The organism is Flavobacterium sp. CFS9, from assembly GCF_041154745.1.
Lineage (GTDB): Bacteria > Bacteroidota > Bacteroidia > Flavobacteriales > Flavobacteriaceae > Flavobacterium.
In genome coordinates this window covers 4,046,210-4,069,499 of record NZ_AP031573.1, presented here as the reverse complement: position 1 = coordinate 4,069,499, position 23,290 = coordinate 4,046,210, and the positions used below count along the sequence as shown (strand labels likewise).

Annotated in this window: 21 protein-coding genes; 5 read left to right on the top strand and 16 right to left on the bottom strand. The window is 35.4% G+C overall.

Annotated features, from left to right (window positions below; all coding sequences use genetic code 11):
• Positions 1-7: 7 nt before the first annotated feature.
• Together ACAM30_RS17130 and clpB are read right to left on the bottom strand one after the other, a co-directional pair.
• On the bottom strand, positions 8-499 hold the full coding sequence (locus tag ACAM30_RS17130; RefSeq protein ID WP_369615790.1) for a T9SS type A sorting domain-containing protein: 492 nt from the start codon (positions 497-499) through the stop codon (positions 8-10).
• Positions 500-651: 152 nt separating this feature from the next.
• Positions 652-3,255, bottom strand: coding sequence for an ATP-dependent chaperone ClpB (clpB, locus tag ACAM30_RS17125; protein ID WP_369615789.1), 2,604 nt, complete (start codon positions 3,253-3,255; stop codon positions 652-654).
• A gap of 208 nt (positions 3,256-3,463) precedes the next feature.
• On the opposite strand from clpB, the gene ytxJ reads away from it, so the two are divergent.
• A complete protein-coding gene (gene ytxJ / locus ACAM30_RS17120; RefSeq protein ID WP_369615788.1) occupies positions 3,464-3,853 on the top strand; it encodes a bacillithiol system redox-active protein YtxJ in 390 nt (129 codons plus the stop codon).
• Between the two features lie 102 nt (positions 3,854-3,955).
• Here ytxJ and ACAM30_RS17115 read toward each other — a convergent pair whose 3' ends face one another.
• The 13 genes from ACAM30_RS17115 to ACAM30_RS17055 all read right to left on the bottom strand — a co-directional run bounded on the left by ACAM30_RS17115 (position 3,956) and on the right by ACAM30_RS17055 (position 20,163).
• The gene (locus tag ACAM30_RS17115) at positions 3,956-5,122 is read right to left on the bottom strand and encodes a hypothetical protein (RefSeq protein WP_369615787.1); all 1,167 of its coding nucleotides are present in this window, start codon (positions 5,120-5,122) and stop codon (positions 3,956-3,958) included.
• Positions 5,119-6,120, bottom strand: a complete 1,002-nt coding sequence (locus tag ACAM30_RS17110; RefSeq protein WP_369615786.1) for a DUF2157 domain-containing protein — start codon at positions 6,118-6,120, stop codon at positions 5,119-5,121. The genes ACAM30_RS17115 and ACAM30_RS17110 overlap by 4 nt, the downstream gene beginning before the upstream one ends.
• Positions 6,121-6,304: 184 nt before the next feature.
• Entirely contained in the window at positions 6,305-7,585 is a 1,281-nt protein-coding gene (argH, locus tag ACAM30_RS17105; protein ID WP_369615785.1) for an argininosuccinate lyase, read from the bottom strand.
• A 140-nt stretch (positions 7,586-7,725) separates the two neighbouring features.
• Positions 7,726-8,796 (bottom strand): M20 family metallo-hydrolase, encoded by a 1,071-nt coding sequence (locus ACAM30_RS17100; RefSeq protein WP_369615784.1) that lies wholly within the window; start codon positions 8,794-8,796, stop codon positions 7,726-7,728.
• Between the two features lie 224 nt (positions 8,797-9,020).
• Positions 9,021-9,797, bottom strand: coding sequence for an acetylglutamate kinase (gene argB, locus ACAM30_RS17095; RefSeq protein WP_369615783.1), 777 nt, complete (start codon positions 9,795-9,797; stop codon positions 9,021-9,023).
• A gap of 95 nt (positions 9,798-9,892) precedes the next feature.
• On the bottom strand, positions 9,893-10,840 hold the full coding sequence (locus tag ACAM30_RS17090) for an N-acetylornithine carbamoyltransferase (protein ID WP_369615782.1): 948 nt from the start codon (positions 10,838-10,840) through the stop codon (positions 9,893-9,895).
• Positions 10,841-10,960: 120 nt separating this feature from the next.
• Positions 10,961-11,722, bottom strand: coding sequence for a glutamate 5-kinase (gene proB / locus ACAM30_RS17085; protein WP_369615781.1), 762 nt, complete (start codon positions 11,720-11,722; stop codon positions 10,961-10,963).
• 267 nt (positions 11,723-11,989) lie between these two features.
• Positions 11,990-13,183 carry a glutamate-5-semialdehyde dehydrogenase gene (locus ACAM30_RS17080; protein ID WP_369615780.1) on the bottom strand — a complete coding sequence of 398 codons (1,194 nt, stop codon included), beginning with the start codon at positions 13,181-13,183 and terminating at the stop codon, positions 11,990-11,992.
• A gap of 70 nt (positions 13,184-13,253) precedes the next feature.
• A complete protein-coding gene (locus tag ACAM30_RS17075) occupies positions 13,254-14,393 on the bottom strand; it encodes an aspartate aminotransferase family protein (protein WP_369615779.1) in 1,140 nt (379 codons plus the stop codon).
• A gap of 158 nt (positions 14,394-14,551) precedes the next feature.
• On the bottom strand, positions 14,552-15,529 hold the full coding sequence (gene argC, locus ACAM30_RS17070) for an N-acetyl-gamma-glutamyl-phosphate reductase (protein WP_369615778.1): 978 nt from the start codon (positions 15,527-15,529) through the stop codon (positions 14,552-14,554).
• Positions 15,522-16,715: an argininosuccinate synthase gene (locus ACAM30_RS17065; protein WP_369615777.1), complete on the bottom strand. Its 1,194-nt coding sequence runs from the start codon at positions 16,713-16,715 to the stop codon at positions 15,522-15,524. The genes argC and ACAM30_RS17065 overlap by 8 nt, the downstream gene beginning before the upstream one ends.
• Before the next feature lie 67 nt (positions 16,716-16,782).
• Complete coding sequence (locus ACAM30_RS17060; protein ID WP_369615776.1) at positions 16,783-17,424, bottom strand: GNAT family N-acetyltransferase; 642 nt, start codon at positions 17,422-17,424, stop codon at positions 16,783-16,785.
• A gap of 468 nt (positions 17,425-17,892) precedes the next feature.
• Positions 17,893-20,163, bottom strand: coding sequence for a M1 family metallopeptidase (locus ACAM30_RS17055; RefSeq protein ID WP_369615775.1), 2,271 nt, complete (start codon positions 20,161-20,163; stop codon positions 17,893-17,895).
• A 186-nt stretch (positions 20,164-20,349) separates the two neighbouring features.
• Here ACAM30_RS17055 and ACAM30_RS17050 point away from each other — a divergent pair, with 186 nt between their 5' ends.
• The 3 genes from ACAM30_RS17050 to ACAM30_RS17040 all read left to right on the top strand — a co-directional run bounded on the left by ACAM30_RS17050 (position 20,350) and on the right by ACAM30_RS17040 (position 22,453).
• The gene (locus ACAM30_RS17050; RefSeq protein ID WP_369615774.1) at positions 20,350-21,201 is read left to right on the top strand and encodes an aldose 1-epimerase family protein; all 852 of its coding nucleotides are present in this window, start codon (positions 20,350-20,352) and stop codon (positions 21,199-21,201) included.
• 11 nt (positions 21,202-21,212) lie between these two features.
• Positions 21,213-21,770, top strand: a complete 558-nt coding sequence (locus tag ACAM30_RS17045) for a GNAT family N-acetyltransferase (protein WP_369615773.1) — start codon at positions 21,213-21,215, stop codon at positions 21,768-21,770.
• A gap of 128 nt (positions 21,771-21,898) precedes the next feature.
• Positions 21,899-22,453 carry a DUF3575 domain-containing protein gene (locus ACAM30_RS17040; RefSeq protein ID WP_369615772.1) on the top strand — a complete coding sequence of 185 codons (555 nt, stop codon included), beginning with the start codon at positions 21,899-21,901 and terminating at the stop codon, positions 22,451-22,453.
• Position 22,454: 1 nt separating this feature from the next.
• Here the strand turns inward: ACAM30_RS17040 and ACAM30_RS17035 are convergent, their stop codons facing one another.
• Complete coding sequence (locus tag ACAM30_RS17035) at positions 22,455-22,682, bottom strand: VF530 family DNA-binding protein (protein WP_369615771.1); 228 nt, start codon at positions 22,680-22,682, stop codon at positions 22,455-22,457.
• 133 nt (positions 22,683-22,815) lie between these two features.
• Here ACAM30_RS17035 and smpB point away from each other — a divergent pair, with 133 nt between their 5' ends.
• Positions 22,816-23,271, top strand: a complete 456-nt coding sequence (gene smpB / locus ACAM30_RS17030; RefSeq protein ID WP_017497111.1) for an SsrA-binding protein SmpB — start codon at positions 22,816-22,818, stop codon at positions 23,269-23,271.
• Positions 23,272-23,290: the final 19 nt, after the last annotated feature.

Below are 23,290 nucleotides of genomic sequence, written 5' to 3'. Positions count from 1 at the left end.
TGCTGTTTTATTTTTTTATGATTTTAAACGTTTTTATGCTTTTGTTTCCTTTATTTACCGTCAGAAAATAAATTCCGTGATTTAATTGCTGCATTGGCACGCTCGTTTCGGAACCCGCAATTTTTAAGTTCTCAGATACAATCTTTCCAGTTGTATCAAAAAGCCTGTAAGACAAATCTTTCCACTCTTCTTTGGTAATGACTAAAGTAAGCACATCAACAGTGGGATTTGGATAAGCGGTCATGACAAGATCAATACCTTTAAAATCATCATTGCCCAGAGTGGTTACCTCATAAGGCTGTTGAACACCTTGCAAAACAGATTCGTTAGCACCAGATAAGCTCACATATGAGATCTGTCCAACCGAATAACTGGAGCTACCACCGCTTCCGGTAGCATTTCCTCCTGCAACTACCACACTCTGTTGAGAATAAGCACTGCTCATAAATGAAATGCAGGTAACTAATAAACCTAAAAAAGTCCGTCGTTTTTCTTTCATACAATTGTTTTTGATCGTTAATAATTCAAATATATAATAATTCCTACGCAGATTTTCATGCCTCAAAAATGATTATACAAAAAAACACCGGCATATTTTACCGGTGTCTTCCTGAAAATGAGAAATGATCTCTGATGTATTTCTCTTATAAATTATTCTTCTTTATGCGTTTGATTTCTAAAAACCAATTGTCCGTCAAAAGCATCTAATAGGATGATACTGTCCGTAGTAATCTTTCCTGCCAGAATCTCTTTTGACAACTGGTTCAATACTTCTCTCTGAACTACTCTTTTTACAGGTCTAGCACCAAACTGAGGGTCATATCCTTTATCAGATAAGTAAGCAATTGCTTCCGGTGTTGCGTCCATTGTAATACCTTGTAAAGCCAGCATTTTTGTAACACTCTTCAACTGTAAACCTACAATTTTAGAAATATTATCTACTGTTAAAGGCGTAAACATCACGATCTCATCGATACGGTTGATAAATTCCGGACGAACAGTTTGTTTCAGTAATCCTAAAACTTCAACCTTTGCAGATTCGGTAGCCGATTCAATACTTCCTTTTAAGTTTTCAAACTTATCCTGTATAATCTGACTTCCCATATTAGAAGTCATAATGATAATGGTATTTTTAAAATCGGCCAGACGTCCTTTGTTATCCGTCAAACGACCTTCATCTAAAACCTGAAGCAGGATATTAAACGTGTCCGGATGCGCTTTTTCAATCTCGTCTAACAGAATAACAGAATAGGGTTTTCTACGAACTGCTTCTGTCAGCTGTCCTCCTTCGTCATAACCTACGTATCCGGGAGGCGCACCTACTAAACGGCTCACACTGTGACGTTCCTGATACTCACTCATATCGATACGGGTCATGGCATTTTCGTCGTCAAAAAGATATTCCGCCAAAGCTTTAGCCAACTCCGTTTTACCTACTCCGGTAGTTCCTAAAAACAAGAACGTTCCAACGGGCTTTTTCAAATCCTGCAAACCGGCACGGCTTCTACGCACAGCATCACTCACCGCTTCAATTGCTTCTTCCTGACCTACCACACGTTTATGTAATTCGTCTTCCAGATGCAAAAGTTTTTCTCTTTCGGTCTGAAGCATTTTCATCACCGGAATCCCGGTCCATTTTGCAACCACCTCGGCAATATCTTCACGGGTTACTTCTTCTTTAATCAAAGAATTACCGGATTGAAACTCCAGCAATTGTTTTTGCAAAACATCCTGACGTTCCTGCGCTTCCTTTATTTTACCGTAACGAATTTCGGCCACTTTTCCATAATCCCCGTCACGTTCCGCACGTTCCGCTTCATATTTAAAGCCTTCAATTTCGAGTTTTACCGCCTGAATTCCGTCTACAATATCTTTTTCGGATTTCCATCTTGCATAAATCTCATTGCGTTCTTCTTTTAAGTTCGCAAGATCCATACGCAGGATTTTCAGTTTGCTTTCTTCTTTTTCACGTTTAATGGCCTCAATTTCAATCTCCAGCTGCATGATCTTACGATCTAAAACATCCAGTTCTTCCGGTTTTGAATTGATTTCCATACGCAGTTTCGAAGCCGCTTCATCCATCAAGTCGATAGCTTTGTCCGGTAAAAAACGATTGGTAATGTAGCGTTGTGACAATTCTACCGCAGCAATAATCGCCTCATCTTTAATCTGAACTTTATGGTGGGTTTCATACTTTTCTTTGATCCCGCGCAAAATTGAAATAGCACTTTCAGTATCCGGCTCATCGATTAAAACTTTTTGGAAACGACGCTCCAATGCTTTATCCTTTTCAAAATACTTTTGATATTCATCTAAAGTTGTTGCTCCAATGGCTCTTAACTCACCACGAGCCAAAGCCGGTTTCAGAATATTAGCCGCATCCATAGCACCTTCTCCTCCACCCGCACCTACAAGCGTGTGAATTTCGTCAATGAATAAAACGATATCTCCTTCGGCAGAAGTTACTTCTTTTACTACTGCTTTTAAACGTTCTTCAAATTCTCCTTTGAACTTAGCACCGGCAATCAATGCCCCCATATCCAATGAGAAAACGATTTTATCTTTTAAATTTTCCGGCACGTCACCATCTACAATTCGATGCGCCAGTCCCTCGGCAATAGCCGTTTTACCAACTCCCGGTTCTCCGATTAACATTGGGTTGTTTTTGGTTCTTCGCGTCAAAATCTGTAACACACGACGGATTTCCTCGTCACGTCCGATAACAGGGTCTAGTTTTCCGGTACGAGCCAGTTCGTTTAGATTTTTGGCGTATTTATTTAACGAATTATAGGTTTCCTCAGCTGAAGCCGATGTTACTCGTTCTCCTTTTCGAAGTTCTTCAATGGCAGCTTTAAGCCCTTTTCCCGTAACACCCTGGTCCTTTAAAATTTGAGAAACTTTGCTTTTTGAATCGAAAATAGCCAAAATTAAATGTTCGATAGAAACGTATTCATCATTCATTTTTTGAGCAATAATTTCTGCTTCATTCAATGCTTTGTTTGCGTCTCTGGAAAGCAATATATCTCCTCCCGAAACTTTTGGAAAGCTTGCAATAGTACTGTCTAATATTTGTAAAAACAACGGTACATTTACATTCAGTTTTTTCAAAATAAACGGTGCAACATTTTCATCTACTTCAAAAATAGCTTTAAAAATGTGTTCGTTTTCAATCTGTTGCTGTCCGTTGCGTTGTGCCAGCTGCTGTGACAACTGTATGGCTTCCTGCGACTTTATTGTAAATTTATTTATATTCATATCTATACGATTTAGGATTGATTATTAGTGATATAGTTCGAGGTCTTTAAAATTACAATTTATTGGATTAAATTTTTAACTTTAAATATTCTAACTTTGCTATCTGAACGTTCAAATTATATTCCATACTAAAAATACAGACAAAATGACACTTTTTATTGGTTTTCAATCCATTTAAAATGCCAAAAAGTCACAAAACAAGTCAAATATGAGTTTTTTTAATTCAATCTTCGGGAATTCGGAGTCAGCAGATACCCCAAAAAGCAATGTAAATTGGACGGAATTAACCGATGTTGCCCAATTAATGGAAATCGAAGCGATATCCAACGAAAAACCGGTAGTCATTTTTAAACACAGCACAAGATGTAGCATTAGCCGTATGGCTTTGAAGCAATTTGAACGTGAATATGCTTTAGAAGATACTGTGAATCCTTATTTTTTGGATTTAATAGCACATCGTGATGTCTCAAACGAAATTGCATCGCGATTCAATGTTTATCATGAATCTCCACAATTAATCCTGATCAGAAACGGGAAAGCTGTTTATGATGTTTCCCATAGCGATATTGATGCGGAAGCATTGAAAAGTAAAATCTAGATTTTTTTTATTGTGAAAAGTGAGATGCAAAAATATGAAAAGTTACTATTATAGTTTCGCATCTCACATTTTACATCTTACATCTTACAATTAACATTTCATTTAAAAAGTTCCTTCTGAGCCTCCTCCGCTGAAACCACCACCTCCAAAATCCATTGGAGAATCTTCGGGTTTTGCTTCGGGTTTTACTCCAAAAGCTGAAGCGACAATTAAGGTCTCCATATTTAAAAATGGATTTGACGAATTCAATCGATCCGGTTTAAATGTTAAACCACTTTCTCTGTCTTTTAATTTCTTAATTGAAAAATAAGCTATAGCAAACAAAACTATCCCAGCAAGTGTTAATGCTGTTTCGATTGGCAAAACCGAATGATAAAATCGAATCGTATAAATTGAAAAACCTATGGCTAAAAAACTAATCCATAGTAAGATTCGATCTTTAGTTTTCAAAGCCTGAACTAAATATAGAGGGGGGACAATCAATGTAAAAGCATAGAAGAAAAAAGCAAATGGTATGTCCTTTTCTATGGCTATTGGATTGTCCATAAGTGTTACCGAAAGCTCACGAACCACTAAGTAATTGCACGAAAGATAAAACAGTACTAAACAAAAACTATTAGCAAATAAAAGTCCATTATAGTGATAAGTTTCCGTTAGTTTTTCAATATTTTTTTTAGTAAAAAAGTAGAATCCTGCCGAAAATAGCAGCGTGACAAACGGTAAAATCATTTTTCCAATTTCTCCTAATTCTAATAAACCGAAGAATAAAATAGCAGCCGAAGCCGCGCAAAACACCAATAATGCCGGTAAATTCAAATATCTTCTATAAAGCAGAAACGATTTAAACGCCACAAAAATGGCAATTATTAGTTCGTATCCTTCGGTAGTGATTGCTACAGCAATTCCAATATTCAAAATTGATCCTAAAACAAAAGCATCGTCTAAACCATGTCGGTAATACCTCATATTAGCCAAAAATTCTGCTCCAACAAAACCAACCAAAGCAAAAATATAACAGCAGATGCTAAAAAAGAATTGTTCATTGCTAAGTCCCAATAACGTAATGGCTCCACAAATGGAGAGATACAAAAATGATCCCAGCAGAAAAAATCCCAGTCGAACCAGAATATTGTTCTGTATTCTAAAAACACCCAGCTCTCTTTTAATTCTATCTTTTTGATTTTTATCGATAAAACCAGCTGCATACAGAGAAGCAGCTTCTTCTATTAAAGTCAAATCGTCTAATTCCTCTTTATCGTATGCTGTCATGCTGCTATTTCTTTATTGAATTTCTTAATTAACTTAATAAACAATATTATCGAACCTATAAAATATAACGGAAGAATTAAAATAAATAATTCCCAGATATCTGAAAAATTAATATTCTCAAAAACTCTAAAGATGAATATATTGAGACCTATATAGGCATAAATAATCATAAACACATACAGTGAAATAGCTTTAAGCCTGTAACTTGCTTTATAAAAATAATACGTTGAAGCAGCCAAAACAATTGCAAAAAGCAGCCAAATACCATCCGCATAAGTATCCGTCAAGTTGTGAATTAATGCAATACTGGCAATGTGCAGGGCAAAAGTGTGATAAATAATATTGAAATGTATTTTTAACTGGATTCGGGAGCTGTAAACCGTCCATAAAATAAGTAAAGCAGCAAGTAAAATTGCAGAATAACTTAAACTTGGATCCTGGTAGAAATTACTATTATTCACCAAATCCTGTGGTGTAACGGAAAGCCCTACGTAAGCCGCCAAACCGGTAATTGCAATTGTCAAAACACTTTTATTGTCGAAATAATACGCACAAAAGAAACTTACCAGCGTTGGAATTAAAGTTGCCAGTCCGTAATGCGTACCGAAGGTCTGGTACTGGAACTGTAAATATCCAATAAAAATACAAGTAAGTATATTAGCGGCCAGGACCAAATATTCTAAAACCGGATGCTCAAAGGTGGTTTCTGATTTTTGAAATCCTTTGGCATTTTTAAAACAGAAGTAAAAGCAAATTCCAATAACGACCAACAGCAGCGATAGAATTGCAATGTGACCTATTGAATCAATATTTTTGTAAATTAAAATCCCGATTCCTGAAGTAAACAATAATACGGACAAGTACAGGGCTAATTTAAGTTCAGCATTTAGTGAAAAAATATGCAATCTGCGATAGGATGTAATTTCCTCATACTTATCTTTACTCAATAATCCCCTCTCCCAAAGGCCTTTGGTGGCCTGATCATCAAACTTATTCATACTTTAATTTTGAAACTAAAAATCAAAAATAAACTTTTTTTACCAAGAACAAATATATTAAGTAAAAAAAAACCTACTAAACTTAATTATTCACACAAAAAGCTTTAATACTTTTAAACTGCAATAAACAAAAAAACCGATTCATATCAGATACAAATCGGTTCTTTTAATGGGTCTGCTTGCTTTATAAAGCTGCTTTCATTTTATCTTTAATAGCATTCAGGCATAAATTATTGATACTGCCTTCATGGCTGTGTTTTGTTTCTTTAGGCGATTGGTACGTTCCGGCCTCCAACTGTTCTGCAACTTCCTTATAGGCGTCTCTGAAAGGTATACCGGCCACTACCATTTCATTTAAAGTATCTACTGTAAACAAATAATCGTATTTTTTATCTTTCAGTATGTTGTCTTTCACAGTAATGTCCTTTACGGAGAAAATAGCAATGTCCAGACACGCTTTTAAGTTTTGAATCGCAGGAAACAAGCCTTCTTTTAAAAGCTGAAAATCTCTGTGATAGCCACTTGGTAAATTATTAGTGATTAAAGTTATTTCGTAAGGAAGGGCCTGAATCTTATTGCATTTTCCTCTGATCAATTCGAAAACATCCGGGTTTTTCTTGTGAGGCATAATACTGGAACCTGTTGTAAGATGCGATGGTAAACTTATAAAATCAAAGTTCTGACTCATATACAAACAAACGTCCATGGCAAATTTTGACAAGGTTGCCGCAACACTGCTCATAGCAAAAGCTACAGTTTTCTCGGCTTTTCCACGACTCATTTGGGCTGCAACGGCATTAAACTTTAACGTTTCAAATCCTAATTCCTGAGTCGTAAAAGTTCTGTTGATTGGGAATGAGCTTCCGTACCCTGCGGCAGATCCCAGCGGATTCTGGTCGACTACTTTCGAGGCTGCATTTAACATGGTGATATCATCAATTAAGCTTTCGGCATAGGCTGAAAACCACATTCCGAAAGACGATGGCATTGCGATCTGTAAATGTGTATATCCGGGCAGCAAAACGTTCTGATGTTTCTCTGCAGATTCCATCAACAAATCAAAAAGTGTTTTTACCTGCTCTTTTATCGCTTTTAACTCGTCTTTTAAATACAAATGAACGTCTACCAAAACCTGATCGTTACGGGAACGCGCTGTGTGGATTTTTTTTCCGGCGTCTCCCAGTTTTACGGTGAGCAAATACTCTATTTTGGAGTGTACATCCTCAAAACTGTTTTCTATTTCGAAATTTCCAACAGCAACATCAGCAATAATCTCATGTAAAGCGTCCACTAAAGAAGTGGTTTCTTCCTGAGTTAATAAACCTATCTGTCCAAGCATTTTGGCATGTGCAATTGACCCTAATGCATCGTATTTTGCAAGAACTAAATCGAGTTCACGATCGTTTCCAACGGTAAATTGCTCGATTTGTTTGTCTGTTGGTATTCCTTTTTCCCAAAGTTTCATAACTTAGATTTTTAGACTTCTTAGATCGTTAGATTGTTAGACTTCTTTCTTTGTCTTTATTTTCTAATCACACCAATATGCCTGTTTATATTACAAACCCGACAGGTTTTTGAAACCTGTCGGGTTTAATTTCGTTTCAATTATAATTTAAAGAACCCGTTGAGTATTTTGATATACAAATCAATTCCTTCTTCAATTTCATTTACAAAAATAAATTCGTCTGCAGAATGTGAACGCAGGGTTTCTCCCGGTCCTAATTTTAAAGACTGGCAGCTTAAAACGGACTGATCTGAAAGTGTAGGCGAGCCATAAGTGGTTCTTCCTAAAGTGATCCCGGCTTGTACCAAACCATGTGCCACCGGAATTGACGAAGCATTCAGGTGCATTGATCTTGGCGTTACTTCGGCGTTTATATTGGCTTTTACTACTTCGAGTATCTCCGTATTCGAATAACAATCGGTCACGCGAATATCGACTACTAAATCACATTCTGACGGCACTACATTGTGCTGTTTTCCTGCACTGATTTGTGTTACGGTCATTTTCACAGGACCCAAAACTTCCGAAATTTTATCGAATTTATAATTTTTAAACCATTCCATTACGGGAATTGATTTATAGATGGCATTATCGTCGTTTTGATGTGCGGCATGACTTGCGGTTCCTTTGACTTTTACGTCTAAAACTAACAATCCTTTTTCGGCAACCGCCAACTGCATTAAGGTAGGTTCGCCCACAATAGCGCAATCTAATTCTGGTAAGTGCTTTAAAACGCTGTTTAAACCATTCTTTCCGCTGCTTTCTTCTTCGGCAGAAGCTACAATAACGATATTATGTGATAAATCTTGGTTTTCGTAGAAGTGCACAAATGTTGCCAGTAACGAAACCAGACAACCTCCTGCATCATTACTTCCTAACCCAAATAATTTTCCCTCTTTTTCAATGGCTTTAAACGGATCGTTAGTATAAGCCTGATTAGGTTTTACGGTATCGTGGTGTGAGTTTAATAATAGTGTTGGTTTATTTTCGTCGAAATGTTTGTTGAAAGCCCACACATTATTATTTTCTCTTTGAAAAGGAATTTCGTTTTGATTGAACCAATTTTCGATTAAAAGGGCTGTTTGTTCTTCTTCACTTGAAAAGGAAGGGGTTTCGATAAGACTTTTTAATAAACTAATTGCTTCCTGGGTAAGCGTTGCAATATTTTTCATTTTCTATTAGGTGCTGATATGCTAAGATTCTAAGGTTCTAAGTTTTTCTAAACTTATATTGCTATACTAAATCTTAACCTAAATTTTATTGGCGCAAATTTCTTAAAATAATATTTAATACGCCTCGCGCATTTCTATTTTTTTGCCACTAATTTCACTAATCTACACTAATTGTTTAACCAAATATAATTCGTGAAAATTCGTGTAATTTGTGGCGATATCTTTTATAACGTAATGGTTGTATGCGGAATCTCTGAATTCTGAAGCATTTTGTGGTGTCCGATTTTAATTTGCTGTACTCCTCTTGACAAACTATTGAAGCAGTTATCCAGTTTTGGAATCATTCCGGAATGGATTACTTTTTCTTCTTTAAGTTTGTTATATAAAGCCTCGTTGATTTCTGTTATTACAGATGTATCGTCTTCTGAATCCTGCAAAACTCCCTGCTTTTCAAAACAATAGGTCAATGTCACCTCAAAAACTTTAGAGAGCGCAATGGAAAGCTCACTTGCAATAGTATCGGCATTGGTATTTAACAATTGTCCGTTCTTGTCGTGTGTAATGGCACAGAAAACAGGAACAATTCCGGTTTCTAATAACGTAGCCAATAACTTCGTGTTAACTTGTTTTACATCTCCGACAAAGCCATAATCAATCGTAGGATGATTTCGTTTTACAGACTGAATTAAATTCCCGTCGGCTCCCGAAAATCCTATCGTATTATTGTCTTTTGCCTGTAATTGCGCTACAATGTGTTTGTTGATTTGGCCTGCGTAAATCATGACCACAACATCAAGCATTGCGGCATCTGTAATACGGCGTCCATCGACCATTTGCGGCACTAGTCCGATACTCTGAGCCATTTTCGTAGCCGATTTTCCTCCACCATGAACCAGTACTTTATGACCTTCTATTTTAGAAAAATCAGTTAAGAATTGCTCTAATTCTATCGGGTTGTCTATGATGTTTCCGCCTATTTTTATTATTGTAACTTTTTTCATGAGGTTCTAAGGGACTAAGGTTCTAAGGGACTAAGGTTTTTATTCGGCCGTTTCTTAGCATCTTAGAAACTTAGAACCTTAGTACCTCAAAAAAATTATATTTTTTTGAGAATCTTCTGTAAAACTAACTGCGCTGAATACGTTCTGTTGTTCGCCTGCTGAATTACGATTGAATTCTTGCCGTCAAGTACTTCATCGCTTACAATAACATTACGACGAACAGGCAGACAGTGCATGAATTTTCCGTTGTTGGTTAAAGCCATTTTCTCGGCTGTAACCGTCCAGCTTGAATCTGTATTGGTTACTTTTCCGTAGTCGTTAAAATTACTCCAGTTTTTTACGTAAACGAAGTCAGCATTTTCAAACGCTTTGTTTTGATCGTATTCAATTGTACAGTCTTTCGTGATTTCGGGACTTAATTCGTAACCTTCCGGGTGTGTGATTACAAAATCCATGTCTTTTTGCATTTGCATCATTTCTACGAATGAATTCGCAACGGCCTGAGGCAAAGCTTTTGGATGTGGCGCCCACGAAAGTACGACTTTGGGTTTATGCTTGGTTTTGTATTCTTCCATGGTAATAGCATCTGCCAAAGACTGCATCGGATGACGAACGGCACTTTCCATGTTTACGATGGGTACGGTTGCGTGTTTCAAGAATCCCGAAATTACGGTTTCTGCATAATCTTTCTCTTTATCCACAAGACCTGCGAAAGCACGAATCGCAATAATATCACAATACTGAGATACTACTTCAGCTGCTTCTTTAATGTGCTCTGAAGCACCGGAATCCATAATGGCTCCGTCTTCAAATTCTAACGTCCAGCCTTCATTAGTGAAGTTCATTACCATAACATTCATCCCTAAGTTCATTGCCGCTTTCTGAGTACTCAGACGCGTTCTTAAACTTGGGTTAAAAAATAACATCCCTAAGGTTTTATTTTTTCCTAAACTTTGATTTTTAAGTGGGTTCTTTTTGATTTTTAACGCACTTTTTACCCATTTTGATAATGAGTCGATATCTTGAATTGAAATATAGTTCATCTCTTTCTGTTTAATCGGTTAATCGTTAATTTGTTTATTTGATAAAACATATTAACTTTTATTTTTTTCTGGTGATATTACTTCGATTAACCAAATTAACGGTTAAACAAATAAACATCTTTACACAATCCTGGTAAATGGGATTTCCTCTTTTAGCGCCCGCAGAATAAAATTATCATCTAATCCATTTACGATCCAGGTTTCAATATTGGCTGCTTTTGCAATTGCGGCTGCTTCTATCTTCGACTGCATCCCTCCAGTTCCATGTGATGATTTTGATTCTCCAATTTCTTTTTCCAATATTTTTAAATCCTCTACCAGTTTGATCGTTTCAGGAACTTCATCGTGAATAGAATCTTTGGTATAAATCCCGTTGGTATTGGTCGCAATAATCAGAATATCAACATTTAAAAGAACTGCTGTCAATGCTGCCAGTTTATCATTGTCTCCAAACCGAATTTCATCTGTAGCAACCGTATCATTTTCATTAATAATCGGAATGTAATTGTTCTCTACCAAAACGTTTATCGTATTGACAATATTGACTTTAGACTGTTCTTTCTCGAAATCAGAATAAGACAATAAACATTGAGAAGTCAATAATCCCAAATCACTGAAATTCTCGTGGAAAATCCGCATCAAATGTGGCTGACCTATTGAAGCTAATGCCTGCTTAACGACAATTTCTTTTCCTTTACTTTCGAGCTTTACAAATTGCTTTGCCGCTGCGATTGCTCCGGAACTCACAATTACAAACTCGTAATCTTTGTTTAAAGCTGCAATCTGCATTCCGAGATCTTCAATTTTTCCCCGCGAAATATGATTGGTTTCTTTGGTTAAAGTGTTACTTCCTATTTTTAATAAAATCCTTTTTTTGCTCATTTTTTAAAGATGCTAAGGTTCTAAGATACTGAGATTCTAAGATTTTTATCCAGAACTGACTAATTATCTAATTCCCTCAATTTTCGTATTATCTAATTTGCACATTGTGTTATTTAACCGCAAAGGGCGCAAGCTTTTTTCTTTGTCTAGATTAACGCTAGGTTCGCAAAGCTTTGTTTTTTTGATAAATTACAATTTTTAAAATTCCAAATTCCAATAATTTACAATCTAAGAAAATCCAACTATCTAATTGTCTAATTTCCTCAATTACCTAATTTGACCTTCTCCGTACACATACCATTTATTGGTTACGAGATGCTGAAGTCCGATAGGACCCCGCTGATGCAATTTATCGGTACTTATCGCTAATTCACCTCCCAGACCAAACTGACCTCCATCTGTAAAACGTGTTGAGGCATTTTGATACACAGCTGCAGTATCTACGGCATCCATAAATTCCTGTGCTGCCTTATCATCTCTTGTAATAATTACTGCCGAGTGTCCTCCGCAATATTTATTTATTTTTTCGATTGCATTTTCTTCAGAATCAATAGCTCCAATTACGATTTTATAATCCAGGAATTCTTCGTACCAAATGTCTTCGTTCTGGAGTGTTTTGGTGTCTTCAAAACTTTTTAGTGACTCATCAACAATTACTTCTACTTTATATTGCTTTAACTCTTCAATTAAAATAGCTGTAAATCCTTCAAAATTAGGCAGCTTTGAATCTATCAAAACCTTATCGACCGCATTACACGCTGAAATTTTAGAGGTTTTGGCATTTATAATGATTTTTAGAGCCAAATCTGTGTCAGCTTTTTCATGAACGTAGACAAAATTATTTCCTCGTCCGCTTACAATAACGGGGCAAGTGGCGTGTGCTTTGACAAACTCAATTAATTTTTCTCCTCCTCTTGGAACAATTAAATCCACTTTTTGAGTTGGTTTTTCTAAAAAAGCCTGAGTTTCGGCACGATTAAAATTCAAATATTCCACCCAGTCTTTCGAAACGCCGTTTTTCTCTAAAGCCTGATGCCACAGACTCACAATTTTCAAATTCGATTTTAAAGCTTCTTTTCCTCCTTTCAATAAAATCTTATTTCCGGATTTAAAAGCTATTCCCCCGGCTTCAATAGTAACATCGGGACGGGATTCGTAAATGATTAAAATCGTCCCGAAAGCGGCAGTCTTATTAATCACCTTTATACCATTATCATGAACAAAATGAAAACGTTCTACTCCAACCGGATCTTCTTGCGAAGCCAGTTGATTGAGTGATAAAATCATTTCATCCACTTTTTTATCATCTACCTTTAAACGCTCTTCCATGGCTAAGTCTGAGCCGTCATAATCAACAAGATCTTCCTGATTGGTTAAGATAATCTGGTTCCGCTCCTGCTCGACCAGCTGTGCCATAGCACGCAAAACCAGATTACGTTTTTCAATTGATAATGGGTTCATTTTTTTGGTTTAATTGGTTAGTTGTTAATCCGTTTAAACGATTAAACGAATTAACAGTATATGGTAAACTTTAATTTTTAAGTTCTTCCAAACTCTCTTTTAAAGCTGCAATGAAAGTATCAATATCTGATTTCTTCACTGTTAAGGGAGGAAGAATTCTTAACAGATTTTTATTGTTGGCACTTCCTGTGAAAATATGTTTTTCGATGATTAGTTTTTTTCTTAATGCAGCTACATCAAAATCAAATTCTACTCCAAGCATCAAACCTTTCCCTTTTACTTTTTTAATTCCTGGAACTTCTTTAATTTTTTCTAAGAAATAAGCCGAAACTTCGTTTACATTCTTCTGTAAATCCAATTTTTCAATTACATCCAGTACCGCAATACCGGCAGCACACGATAAATGACTACCTCCGAAAGTGGTCCCCAACAATCCGAAACTTGCTTCAAATTTTGGAGAGATTAAAATAGCTCCAACTGGAAAACCATTCCCCATTCCTTTTGCTACTGAAATAATATCAGCATTGATTCCGTGATGCTGAAAGGCGAAAAACTTTCCGCTTCTTCCATATCCTGACTGTACTTCGTCTAAAATTAAAATCACATCGTGCTTTTTGCAGACTTTTTCTAAAGCCTGAAAAAATTCAGTTGTTCCCTCGTCTAAACCTCCTACTCCTTGAATTCCTTCGATAATTACTGAAGAAACATCTCCTTTTGCAAGTTCTGCTTCAACTAATTCGATTTGATTTAAGGGTAAAAAAGTAACTTCCTGCTGTGCATTGATTGGCGCTACAATTTTTTTATTATCGGTAACAGCAACGGCTGCAGAGGTTCTTCCGTGAAAAGAATTATCAAAAGCTACAACTCTTGATTTCCCGTTATGAAAAGAAGCTAGTTTTAATGCATTTTCGTTGGCTTCTGCACCTGAACTGCATAAAAACAACTCATAATCTTCTAATCCTGAAAGCTTTCCTAGTTTTTGAGCCAGCTCTACCTGCAATGGGTTCTGAATCGCATTGGAATAAAATCCTAAGTGATCCAATTGGTTCTTTAATTTGGCTACGTAATCCGGTTGTGTATGTCCAATAGAAATCACACCATGTCCGCTGTATAAATCTAAGTATTCTACTCCTTTGTCATCTACAATTGTACAATCTATAGCTTTAACCGGAGTGATGTCGTATAATGGGTAAACGTTGAATAAGTTCATGTTTTTTGTTTGTTTTGTTTCAGGTTTAAAGTTTCAAGTTGCTCATAGCACGCAAAAACTGAAACTTTAAACTTAAAACTGATTTCAGTTTCATGTTGAGAGTTTCAAATTACGTATCAAACGTGAAACTTGAAACTTTAAACTTGAAACAAATTTTTCTAAAATCCGCTTGGTTTCAATTTTAAACCGGTGGTTTCTTCTAATCCGAACATTAAATTCATGTTTTGAATGGCTTGGCCTGAAGCACCTTTGGTTAAATTGTCAATAATTGAAGTGATCAATATCCGGTTTCCTTTTTTCATTAAACTGATGATACATTTGTTGGTTTGAACGACTTGTTTCATATTGATGTTTGTCGTTGTCACTGTAACAAAAGGCTCATTTTTATAGAATTCTTCGTATCTGGCTACCGTTTGTTCCAGGCTTTCATCCGAAATGGTATAAAGTGTGGCAAAAATTCCTCTTGGAAAATCTCCTCTATTTGGAATAAAAAGCAATTCACTTTCAAAATCATCCTGTAACTGCACCAAACTTTCTCCGATTTCTCCCAAATGCTGGTGTTCAAAAGCTTTATAATGTGACATATTATTGTTTCTCCAGCTAAAATGAGACGTTTCTGAAAGTCCCACTCCTGCTCCGGTACTTCCGGTTGTTGCATTAATATGAACATCATTAAGCAACAAATCACTGTTTGCTAAAGGCAACAAAGCCAATTGGATCGCTGTAGCAAAACAACCCGGATTTGCAATATAATTTGCTTTTTTGATCGCTGATTTATTCAATTCCGGAAGACCGTAAACAAAATCTTTTCCATCAAAATGAGCATCTTTGTTCAATCTGAAATCATTCCCCAAATCGATGATTTTGGTGTGGCTTGCAAACTGATTCTCTTTCAAAAACGAAATAGATTTTCCGTGACCAAGACATAGAAACACTACATTTACATTCGGGTTAACAATATCTGTAAAATTCATTTCGATATCTCCCATCAAATCCTGATGTGCCACAGAAAGTGGTTTTCCCGAATTGGTTGTACTGTAAACAAAATCAATGTTTACCTTGGGATGATACATTAAGATTCTGATGAGCTCTCCGGCTGTGTAGCCTGAACCACCAATTATTCCGACATTAATCATGATCTAAATGGTTTACAGATGAAAATATGTTTTGAGCATTACCTAAAATCTTAATAAATCCTTTTGCATCTTCAGATGTCCACGCATTATTCATTTCTCCATACTGACCAAAACCTGTATTCATTAAATCATTTTTAGATTCAATTCCGTCAAGTGAAAAATGGTATGGTTTTAATGAAACTGTTACAGTTCCATTCACTGTTTTCTGTGTGTCCTGCAAAAAGGTTTCGATATTACGCATTACCGGATCTAAAAACTGACCTTCATGGAATAACATTCCGTACCAGTTTCCTAACTGTTCTTTCCAGTATTGCTGCCATTTACCAAGTGTATGTTTCTCTAATAAATGGTGGGCTTTGATGATAATTAATGGTGCAGCGGCTTCAAAACCAACTCTTCCTTTAATTCCGATAATGGTATCACCTACGTGAATATCTCTCCCGATAGCATAAGCATTTGCCAGCTTTTCAAGTTTGACAATATTTTTCTCAGGAACATCTTTTTTACCGTTTAAGGCTACTAATTCTCCTTGCTCAAAATGCAAAGTCACTTTTTCTTCACCTTCTTTTTGCAATTGCGAAGGATAGGCTTCACTCGGCAGAGGTTCACTTGACGTTAGGGTTTCTTTACCACCTACACTAGTTCCCCAAAGTCCTTTATTAATTGAATATTGTGCTTTTTCCCAAGAATAATGTACTCCATTTTTAGACAAATAATCTACTTCTTCTTGTCTTGAAAGCTTTAAATCTCTAATTGGAGTAATGATTTCAATTTCAGGAGCAATAGTCTGGAAAATCAAATCGAAACGGATTTGGTCATTTCCTGCACCTGTACTTCCATGTGCAATGGCACTTGCTCCTACTTTTTTAGCATATTTGATTGCTTCAATTGCCTGAAAAACACGTTCAGCGCTCACTGATAAGGGATACGTATTGTTTTTTAACACATTTCCGAAAATCAAATATTTTATAGCTTTGTCATAATATTTGTCTACAATTGTAAGGTTCGCGTGTTGTGCGCTCCCTAACTCATACGCTCTCTTTTCGATAGCTGACAATTCTTCTTCGTCAAATCCTCCTGTATCTACCAGAACCGTATGAACTTCGTACCCTTTTTCATTTTTTAAATATTTCAAACAATACGAGGTATCTAATCCTCCACTATAAGCTAATACAACTTTTTTCATTTTTTATAATTTAAGCTAATACTTTCGTATTTAGCACGTTTGAGATTCTAATTTTTAGTTTAATTTTTTAAGATAAGAACCCGAAAAACAATGTTTTATTCAGGAACAAAGCTTGTTTGATTTTTTTCAGTCTGCTTAAAACAGCTACATTAAATGGGTGTTTTGGCGGATCTTTCTGTTTGTCTTTTGGATCATACAGCATCCCTGTACAAAGACACATTTTGTTTTCTTTGCTTTTTAAAATTTCGTAGTTCGTACAGGTTTTACAGCCTGCCCAAAAACTTGGATCGGTAGTCAGTTCAGAAAAAGGTACAGGTTTGTATCCTAAATCAGAGTTTATTTTCATTACAGCCAAACCTGTTGTAATACCAAATATCTTAGCATCAGGGTATCTTTCCAGAGAATAATCGAAAACTTTTGACTTGATTTTTTTGGCTAAACCTAAACTTCTGTAATCCGGATGTACAATTAAACCGGAATGGGCAACAAACTTTCCGTGCTCCCAACTTTCGATGTAACAAAAACCTGCAAATTTTCCGTCTGCCAAAGCAATCATCGCATCACCATTCGACATTTTTTTCTGAATGTATTCAGGTGTTCTTTTAGCAATCCCGGTGCCTCTTAATAAGGCTGATGATTCTATTGTATCGCAAATTTCCTGTGCGAATTTGAAGTGTTCTTCCTGAGTAACAACAATAGAGATTTTCATTTCAATAGTTGAAGTTAGAGTTAAAAATTAAAACGTATTGTTTAGTTTGAAATCCTGAATTCAATCCAATAAAAATAAGCAAAATAGAAGTAACATTCTCAAAATCAAAAACTTGATTAAGAAAATTCAAAAAATAATATATACTTTTAGGATATGTTTGTCCAATGGACAAATGATGTGATTTCAAGATGAAAAATGAATATAAATAAATACGCGGCGAAAAACTCGGTGAACACTATAGGGATAGTGTCCGTACTTCGGGAGAAGTTACAGTTGAGTTTGTCCGTGACAAAGAAGTTATATGTAAACTTATTTTATTCATTGACTGCAAAAGTACACTATTTTTTTATTTACAAAACAAAAAAGTAAAATTCTAACATTTTTTTTACAGAATGTTAATATTGGTCCATAAAAAACCCGATAGCTAAAAATAACTATCGGGCTATCAATAAATTAAAAATTTATGTTTTAATTTTTAGTAAACGGGATTGTATCTCCGCTGCTCAAAATAATCATGTCAAAACCACTTTTAGCCTCATTAAATTTGAATTTTAATCCGGCTTCAGCTGATTGAAAGACATCTTTTTCATTTTCTACCGCCTTAACTGTAAACTTAGGATAGTTTGTTATTTGAACACTCAATGCACTATTTTTTTCTGTAAAATCAATTTTCAAAGGAGCTCTTGAAGTTGAATATGTTCCTACATAGCCATCTAAAACTATATCTTTTTCTATTTTACCATTTCCTGCTGTCCAAACGTTATTTGTTACATTATTATCAGGGAAAACATGATCAGGATCAAGTGTTATACTTTCAATTTCTTCAGTAGAATTGTGTTTGAAAGTCCATACCTTATTTCGTTGCCAAATTTCCACCGGTAATTTCACTCTTGTAACTTTCCCGCTTTTTGTTTTCACATCTAAAATAACCGGCATTGGCATCTTGTCAAAATTTTCGACCGTGATTGCAACCCCTTTAGACGGATCATTTTTTATGTATTTAATTGAATTAATCCCTTGATTAAAACGCCAGTTGTTCACAAACCAGCTTCTCCAGAACCAGCTTAAATCTTCACCCGCCACATTCTCCATCGATCTGAAGAAATCATCCGGTTGTGGATGCTTATAAGCCCATCTTTCTATATAAGTACGGAAAGCAAGATCAAAACGCTCTTTTCCTAAGATTTGTTCTCTTAAAATTACCAGACCGGAACCTGGTTTAAAGTAGCACAACATACCAATATTAGCTTCCTTCATATTATCAGGTGAACTCATTATCGTCTCTAAATCGGGTCTTGTAAATGGCTCCGCTAATTTATTTAAATCTGATGGTGCTTCTTTATATTCACCTTTGTTAAACTCGGCAGTACTAATTGAGTTAATAAAAGTATTAAATCCTTCATCCATCCAGCCAAATAATCTTTCGTTTGAACCTACAATCATAGGAAACCAAATATGTCCAAATTCATGATCGGTTACCCCCCATAAATCCTGTCCTTTTGATTCCCAACTGCAAAAAACAATTCCCGGATATTCCATTCCGCCTTCATTTCCTGCCACGTTTGTTGCTACAGGATAAGGATATTCAAACCATTGTTTAGAATAATGTTCAATTGATGCTTTTACATATTCCGTAGAACGTCCGTAAGCTTCATTCCCACCACTTTCTACCGGATAAGCTGATAAAGCCAATGCTTTTTTACCACTTGGTAAATTAATCTTTGCGCCGTCTAAAACAAAAGCTGCTGAGGAAGCCCAGGAAAAATCACGAGCATTTTTTATCTGATAATGCCATGTTTTCTCTCCTGTTGCTTTAGAATTTGCCGTTGCGGTCACTTCTTCAGCAGAACGAATTGTAACAGTTTTATCACTTTGACCCGCTTCTTTATAACGTTTAAGCTGTTCTGCCGGTAATACTTCTGCACCGTTTATCAATTCTCCTGATCCTACCACATAATGGTTTGAAGGTACCGTTAATTTCACATCAAAATTCCCATATTCTAAGTAAAACTCTGATGCTCCTAAATATGGTGCAGTATTCCATCCTTTTATATCATCGTACACACACATACGTGGATACCACTGTGCAATCGTAAAAATTTTACCATTTTTCGTTTCTAAAACTCCCATTCTGTCCGATCCTTCAAAAGGCGCAATGAATGAGAACTCTATTTTTATTTTTACAGCTCCTCCTTTTGACGCTAATGTTTCCGGAAGAAATATCTGCATTCTGGTGTCTGTAATTACATATTTAGCCTCAACTTCAGTCTTTTTCTTTCCGCCTGAAATTACTTTTACCGATTTAATTTTATTACCTCCGTCAAAAACCTGTCCCTGAGCACCATTACGACTTCCTGTAAGTGGCACTACCGCGTTTCCTCTTGAATCATTTTTGAATAAATTTTGATCTAGATTCAGCCACACAAATGACATTTTATCTGGACTATTATTGGTATAAGTGATCACATCTGTACCAATAATTTCATTCGTAGTTCCATTTAATTTTGCCGTTATCTGATAATCGGCTCTGTTTTGCCAATATTCAACTCCCGGCTGACCGTTTGCAGAACGCGTTGGAGTTCCATTTTTGGTATAAAAATTTGGTCCAAACGCATCGTGATAATCGTAATTGTTAACAGGATTTACTACTGTTGCAGGAGGTGTTTGCTGTGCCCAGACAGAAGAAACTCCAACAAACAAAGCCATGGTTAATAAGGCTTTTGAGGATTGTTTTTTCATAATTTTTAGCTGTTTATGTAGCAAATTAATGAAAAAAAAAGCTATTTTCAGAGAAATTATAAAAGGTAAATCCAATTTTGGCAAAATTTTATGCAAAAAATATTTTAAGCCATTTTCCTAAAAAAATAAAATTTATAAAATATATTTACATCAGTATATCACTAATCTTTTTCAATTTCAAACACTTTGAATACAACTATCTACAATTCAGCGATAAGCGTCTCAATAAAACATTCCGGAGCAGAATTATTTTCATTAAAAGACAATCAAAATAAAGAATACATTTGGGAAGGTAATCCAGACTTTTGGGGCAAACATTCTCCGGTACTTTTTCCTATTGTAGGCACCCTTAAAAACAATACTTATACAATAGATGGAAAAGAGTATCAATTGTCTAGACACGGTTTTGCACGTGACATGAACTTTGAATTGATCGAAAAGACTGAAAATACAGCAATCTTCTCTTTAAAATCAAATGCCGAAACATTGCAAAAATATCCTTTTGATTTTGAACTACAGCTTACTTACAGCGTTGAAAACACCACTTTGAATATTGGATATAAAGTGATCAACACAGGAAAAAGCAAAATGCCATTTTCGATTGGAGCTCACCCTGCGATAGCATTACCGGGAGATTTTAAAAATTATGCTTTCCAATTCGAAAAACAAGAAGTTTTAAAATATTACCTTTTAGAAAATGATTTGATTTCTAATCAAACAGAAACTTTGAGAAGTGAAAATGGATTAATTCCGTTTGACTACCAATTATTCGAAAACGACGCATTAATTTTTAAAACCCTGGAATCAAAATCGTTAACACTCCTTCAAAACTCCAAACCCTATGTCAAAGTTGATTTTGAGGACTTTCCAAGTTTAGGAATCTGGACAAAACCACAAGCTCCTTTTATTTGCATCGAGCCCTGGCTTGGGTACTCTGACACTGCTGAAAATTCTGGAGATTTATTCGAAAAAGAAGGGGTTTTGGTTTTGGAAGCTAATCAAATCTTCAATTCAAAATTTAGTATATCAATATTATAATCTACAAAAAAATGCTGGAATTTAATTTTACTCCATTTCCTGTAATCGAAACAGAACGTTTGCTTTTACGAAGAATTACAACTGATGATGTTAATGAAGTTTTCGAATTGCGTTCGAATCCTGAAACGATGAAATTCATCCCGCGTCCCCTGGTTAAAAATTCTGAAGAGGCTTTGGAACACATTGCCATGATCGAAGATAAAATTGTGACTAATGTTGGAATCAATTGGGGAATTACTCTAAAAGATAGTCCTAAATTACTAGGAATCATTGGCTATTACAGAATGCAGCCGGAACATCACCGTGCTGAAATTGGATATATTTTACTACCGGAATTTCACGGAAAAGGGATCATACCTGAATCCGTAAACCGACTGATCACTTATGGATTTGAAGAACTGAAACTACATTCTATCGAGGCTGTGATAGATCCTGAAAATTATGCTTCTGAAAAAGTGTTGCAAAAGTGCGGCTTTGTTAAAGAAGGACATTTTAAAGAATGTGAACTTTATGACGGAAAGTTTATAGACAGCGTAATCTACTCATTAGTAAACAATAAGAAATCATAAATCTAGTTGACAAAAAAATATTCCTGTTAAATTAATTATTTCGAATAATAGAAAGACCTGCTTTGCGTTATATTTGCAGTCGAAATAAGAAAAAAGAACTTATTTCAACATCTCCAAAGTCTATTTTTATGAAAAAAATTTTTATTGCCCTAGTTCTTTTCTTTTCAGTTCAGTCTCAAAGTCAAACTTTTATCAAGTTTAATGCAGCAACCGCCTTATTAGCAGTGCCAAATGTTGGCGTTGAAACCAGCATAGGCAAAAATCTAACTTTTAGTGTTGACGTAATGGCATCATTTTGGGAATCTTTTGATGGAAAAAATCCAATGCAATTCTACACACTAACGCCTGAACTCCGTTATCATTTTAAAGAAAACTATAAAGGTTTTTATGTAGGCGGGCACGCTGGACCGGACGTCTACAAAATTCAAAAATGGAATTACTGGAACACTAACATGTACGAACATGGTTTTGGGTATCGCTTAGGAGTTACTGTTGGATATAACATAAAATTAAATGATAAACTTTTACTCGATATTTTCGCAGGAGGTGGCTGGCACCAAGGTTTTTATCACGGGTATTACAACGATGGAACTCCCGGAAGATATGAAAAAGCACAAAACTGGAACAAAAGCGGCGAATGGCTTCCCTACCGTGGAGGTGTTATGATTTCTTATAAATTGTAAACTACTTTGCCAATTTAGGCAATGTTTTAATATATAAATTTTCAACTTTCTTTCTTGCCCAATCGGTTTTTCTTAAAAAAGTTAAGCTTGATTTTATACTTGGATTTGACATGAAACATTTAATTGGAATTAATTCCGCCAAAGTATCAAAACCATAGTATTCCACTAATGTTTCGACTATTTTCTGAAGCGTTATACCATGTAAAGGATCTTTTGATTGATTTTGCATTTTATACTTTTAAATAATCTTAATAAAAGACCGTACTTTCAATAGCATGGTCTTTCTTTTTTTACAAAACTAAAAAATTTAATTCTTTTAGAATTTATAAAAGTTTTTCATTTTTGTTTTACATTTGTACACTATGTTAAAAACAGTCAATATACTTAATAAAAGAGCCCGATTTGATTACGAAATAATCGATACTTATACTGCTGGAATTGTTTTGTCGGGTACTGAAATCAAATCCATACGACTAGGTAAAGCCAATATTACCGAAAGCTTTTGTGAGTTTAACAATATGGAACTCTTCGCAATCAATACCTATATTGAAGAGTATTCTTTTGGAAATCAATTCAATCATAAATCCAGAAGCGAGAGAAAATTACTTCTAAACAAAAAAGAACTTAAAACCTTGCATAAAAATGTTCAGGCAAAAGGACTTACTATTGTTCCGTTGAAATTATTTACCAACGAAAAAGGACTTGCCAAACTGCAAATAGGCCTTTGTAAAGGAAAGAAAAACTACGACAAGCGTGAATCTTTAAAAGAACAAGATACGAAACGCGATCTGGACCGAATTAAAAAAGCATACAACTAAAAACAATCCCCTTATAAAA

Excerpts from the sequence above, each read along its gene's own strand:
- ACAM30_RS17130 (WP_369615790.1), bottom strand. The coding sequence starts at position 499 with ATGAAAGAAAAACGACGGACTTTTTTAGGTTTATTAGTTACCTGCATT.
- clpB (WP_369615789.1), bottom strand. The coding sequence starts at position 3,255 with ATGAATATAAATAAATTTACAATAAAGTCGCAGGAAGCCATACAGTTG.
- ytxJ (WP_369615788.1), top strand. The coding sequence starts at position 3,464 with ATGAGTTTTTTTAATTCAATCTTCGGGAATTCGGAGTCAGCAGATACC.
- ACAM30_RS17115 (WP_369615787.1), bottom strand. The coding sequence starts at position 5,122 with ATGACAGCATACGATAAAGAGGAATTAGACGATTTGACTTTAATAGAA.
- ACAM30_RS17110 (WP_369615786.1), bottom strand. The coding sequence starts at position 6,120 with ATGAATAAGTTTGATGATCAGGCCACCAAAGGCCTTTGGGAGAGGGGA.
- argH (WP_369615785.1), bottom strand. The coding sequence starts at position 7,585 with ATGAAACTTTGGGAAAAAGGAATACCAACAGACAAACAAATCGAGCAA.
- ACAM30_RS17100 (WP_369615784.1), bottom strand. The coding sequence starts at position 8,796 with ATGAAAAATATTGCAACGCTTACCCAGGAAGCAATTAGTTTATTAAAA.
- argB (WP_369615783.1), bottom strand. The coding sequence starts at position 9,797 with ATGAAAAAAGTTACAATAATAAAAATAGGCGGAAACATCATAGACAAC.
- ACAM30_RS17090 (WP_369615782.1), bottom strand. The coding sequence starts at position 10,840 with ATGAACTATATTTCAATTCAAGATATCGACTCATTATCAAAATGGGTA.
- proB (WP_369615781.1), bottom strand. The coding sequence starts at position 11,722 with ATGAGCAAAAAAAGGATTTTATTAAAAATAGGAAGTAACACTTTAACC.
- ACAM30_RS17080 (WP_369615780.1), bottom strand. The coding sequence starts at position 13,183 with ATGAACCCATTATCAATTGAAAAACGTAATCTGGTTTTGCGTGCTATG.
- ACAM30_RS17075 (WP_369615779.1), bottom strand. The coding sequence starts at position 14,393 with ATGAACTTATTCAACGTTTACCCATTATACGACATCACTCCGGTTAAA.
- argC (WP_369615778.1), bottom strand. The coding sequence starts at position 15,529 with ATGATTAATGTCGGAATAATTGGTGGTTCAGGCTACACAGCCGGAGAG.
- ACAM30_RS17065 (WP_369615777.1), bottom strand. The coding sequence starts at position 16,715 with ATGAAAAAAGTTGTATTAGCTTATAGTGGAGGATTAGATACCTCGTAT.
- ACAM30_RS17060 (WP_369615776.1), bottom strand. The coding sequence starts at position 17,424 with ATGAAAATCTCTATTGTTGTTACTCAGGAAGAACACTTCAAATTCGCA.
- ACAM30_RS17055 (WP_369615775.1), bottom strand. The coding sequence starts at position 20,163 with ATGAAAAAACAATCCTCAAAAGCCTTATTAACCATGGCTTTGTTTGTT.
- ACAM30_RS17045 (WP_369615773.1), top strand. The coding sequence starts at position 21,213 with ATGCTGGAATTTAATTTTACTCCATTTCCTGTAATCGAAACAGAACGT.
- ACAM30_RS17040 (WP_369615772.1), top strand. The coding sequence starts at position 21,899 with ATGAAAAAAATTTTTATTGCCCTAGTTCTTTTCTTTTCAGTTCAGTCT.
- ACAM30_RS17035 (WP_369615771.1), bottom strand. The coding sequence starts at position 22,682 with ATGCAAAATCAATCAAAAGATCCTTTACATGGTATAACGCTTCAGAAA.
- smpB (WP_017497111.1), top strand. The coding sequence starts at position 22,816 with ATGTTAAAAACAGTCAATATACTTAATAAAAGAGCCCGATTTGATTAC.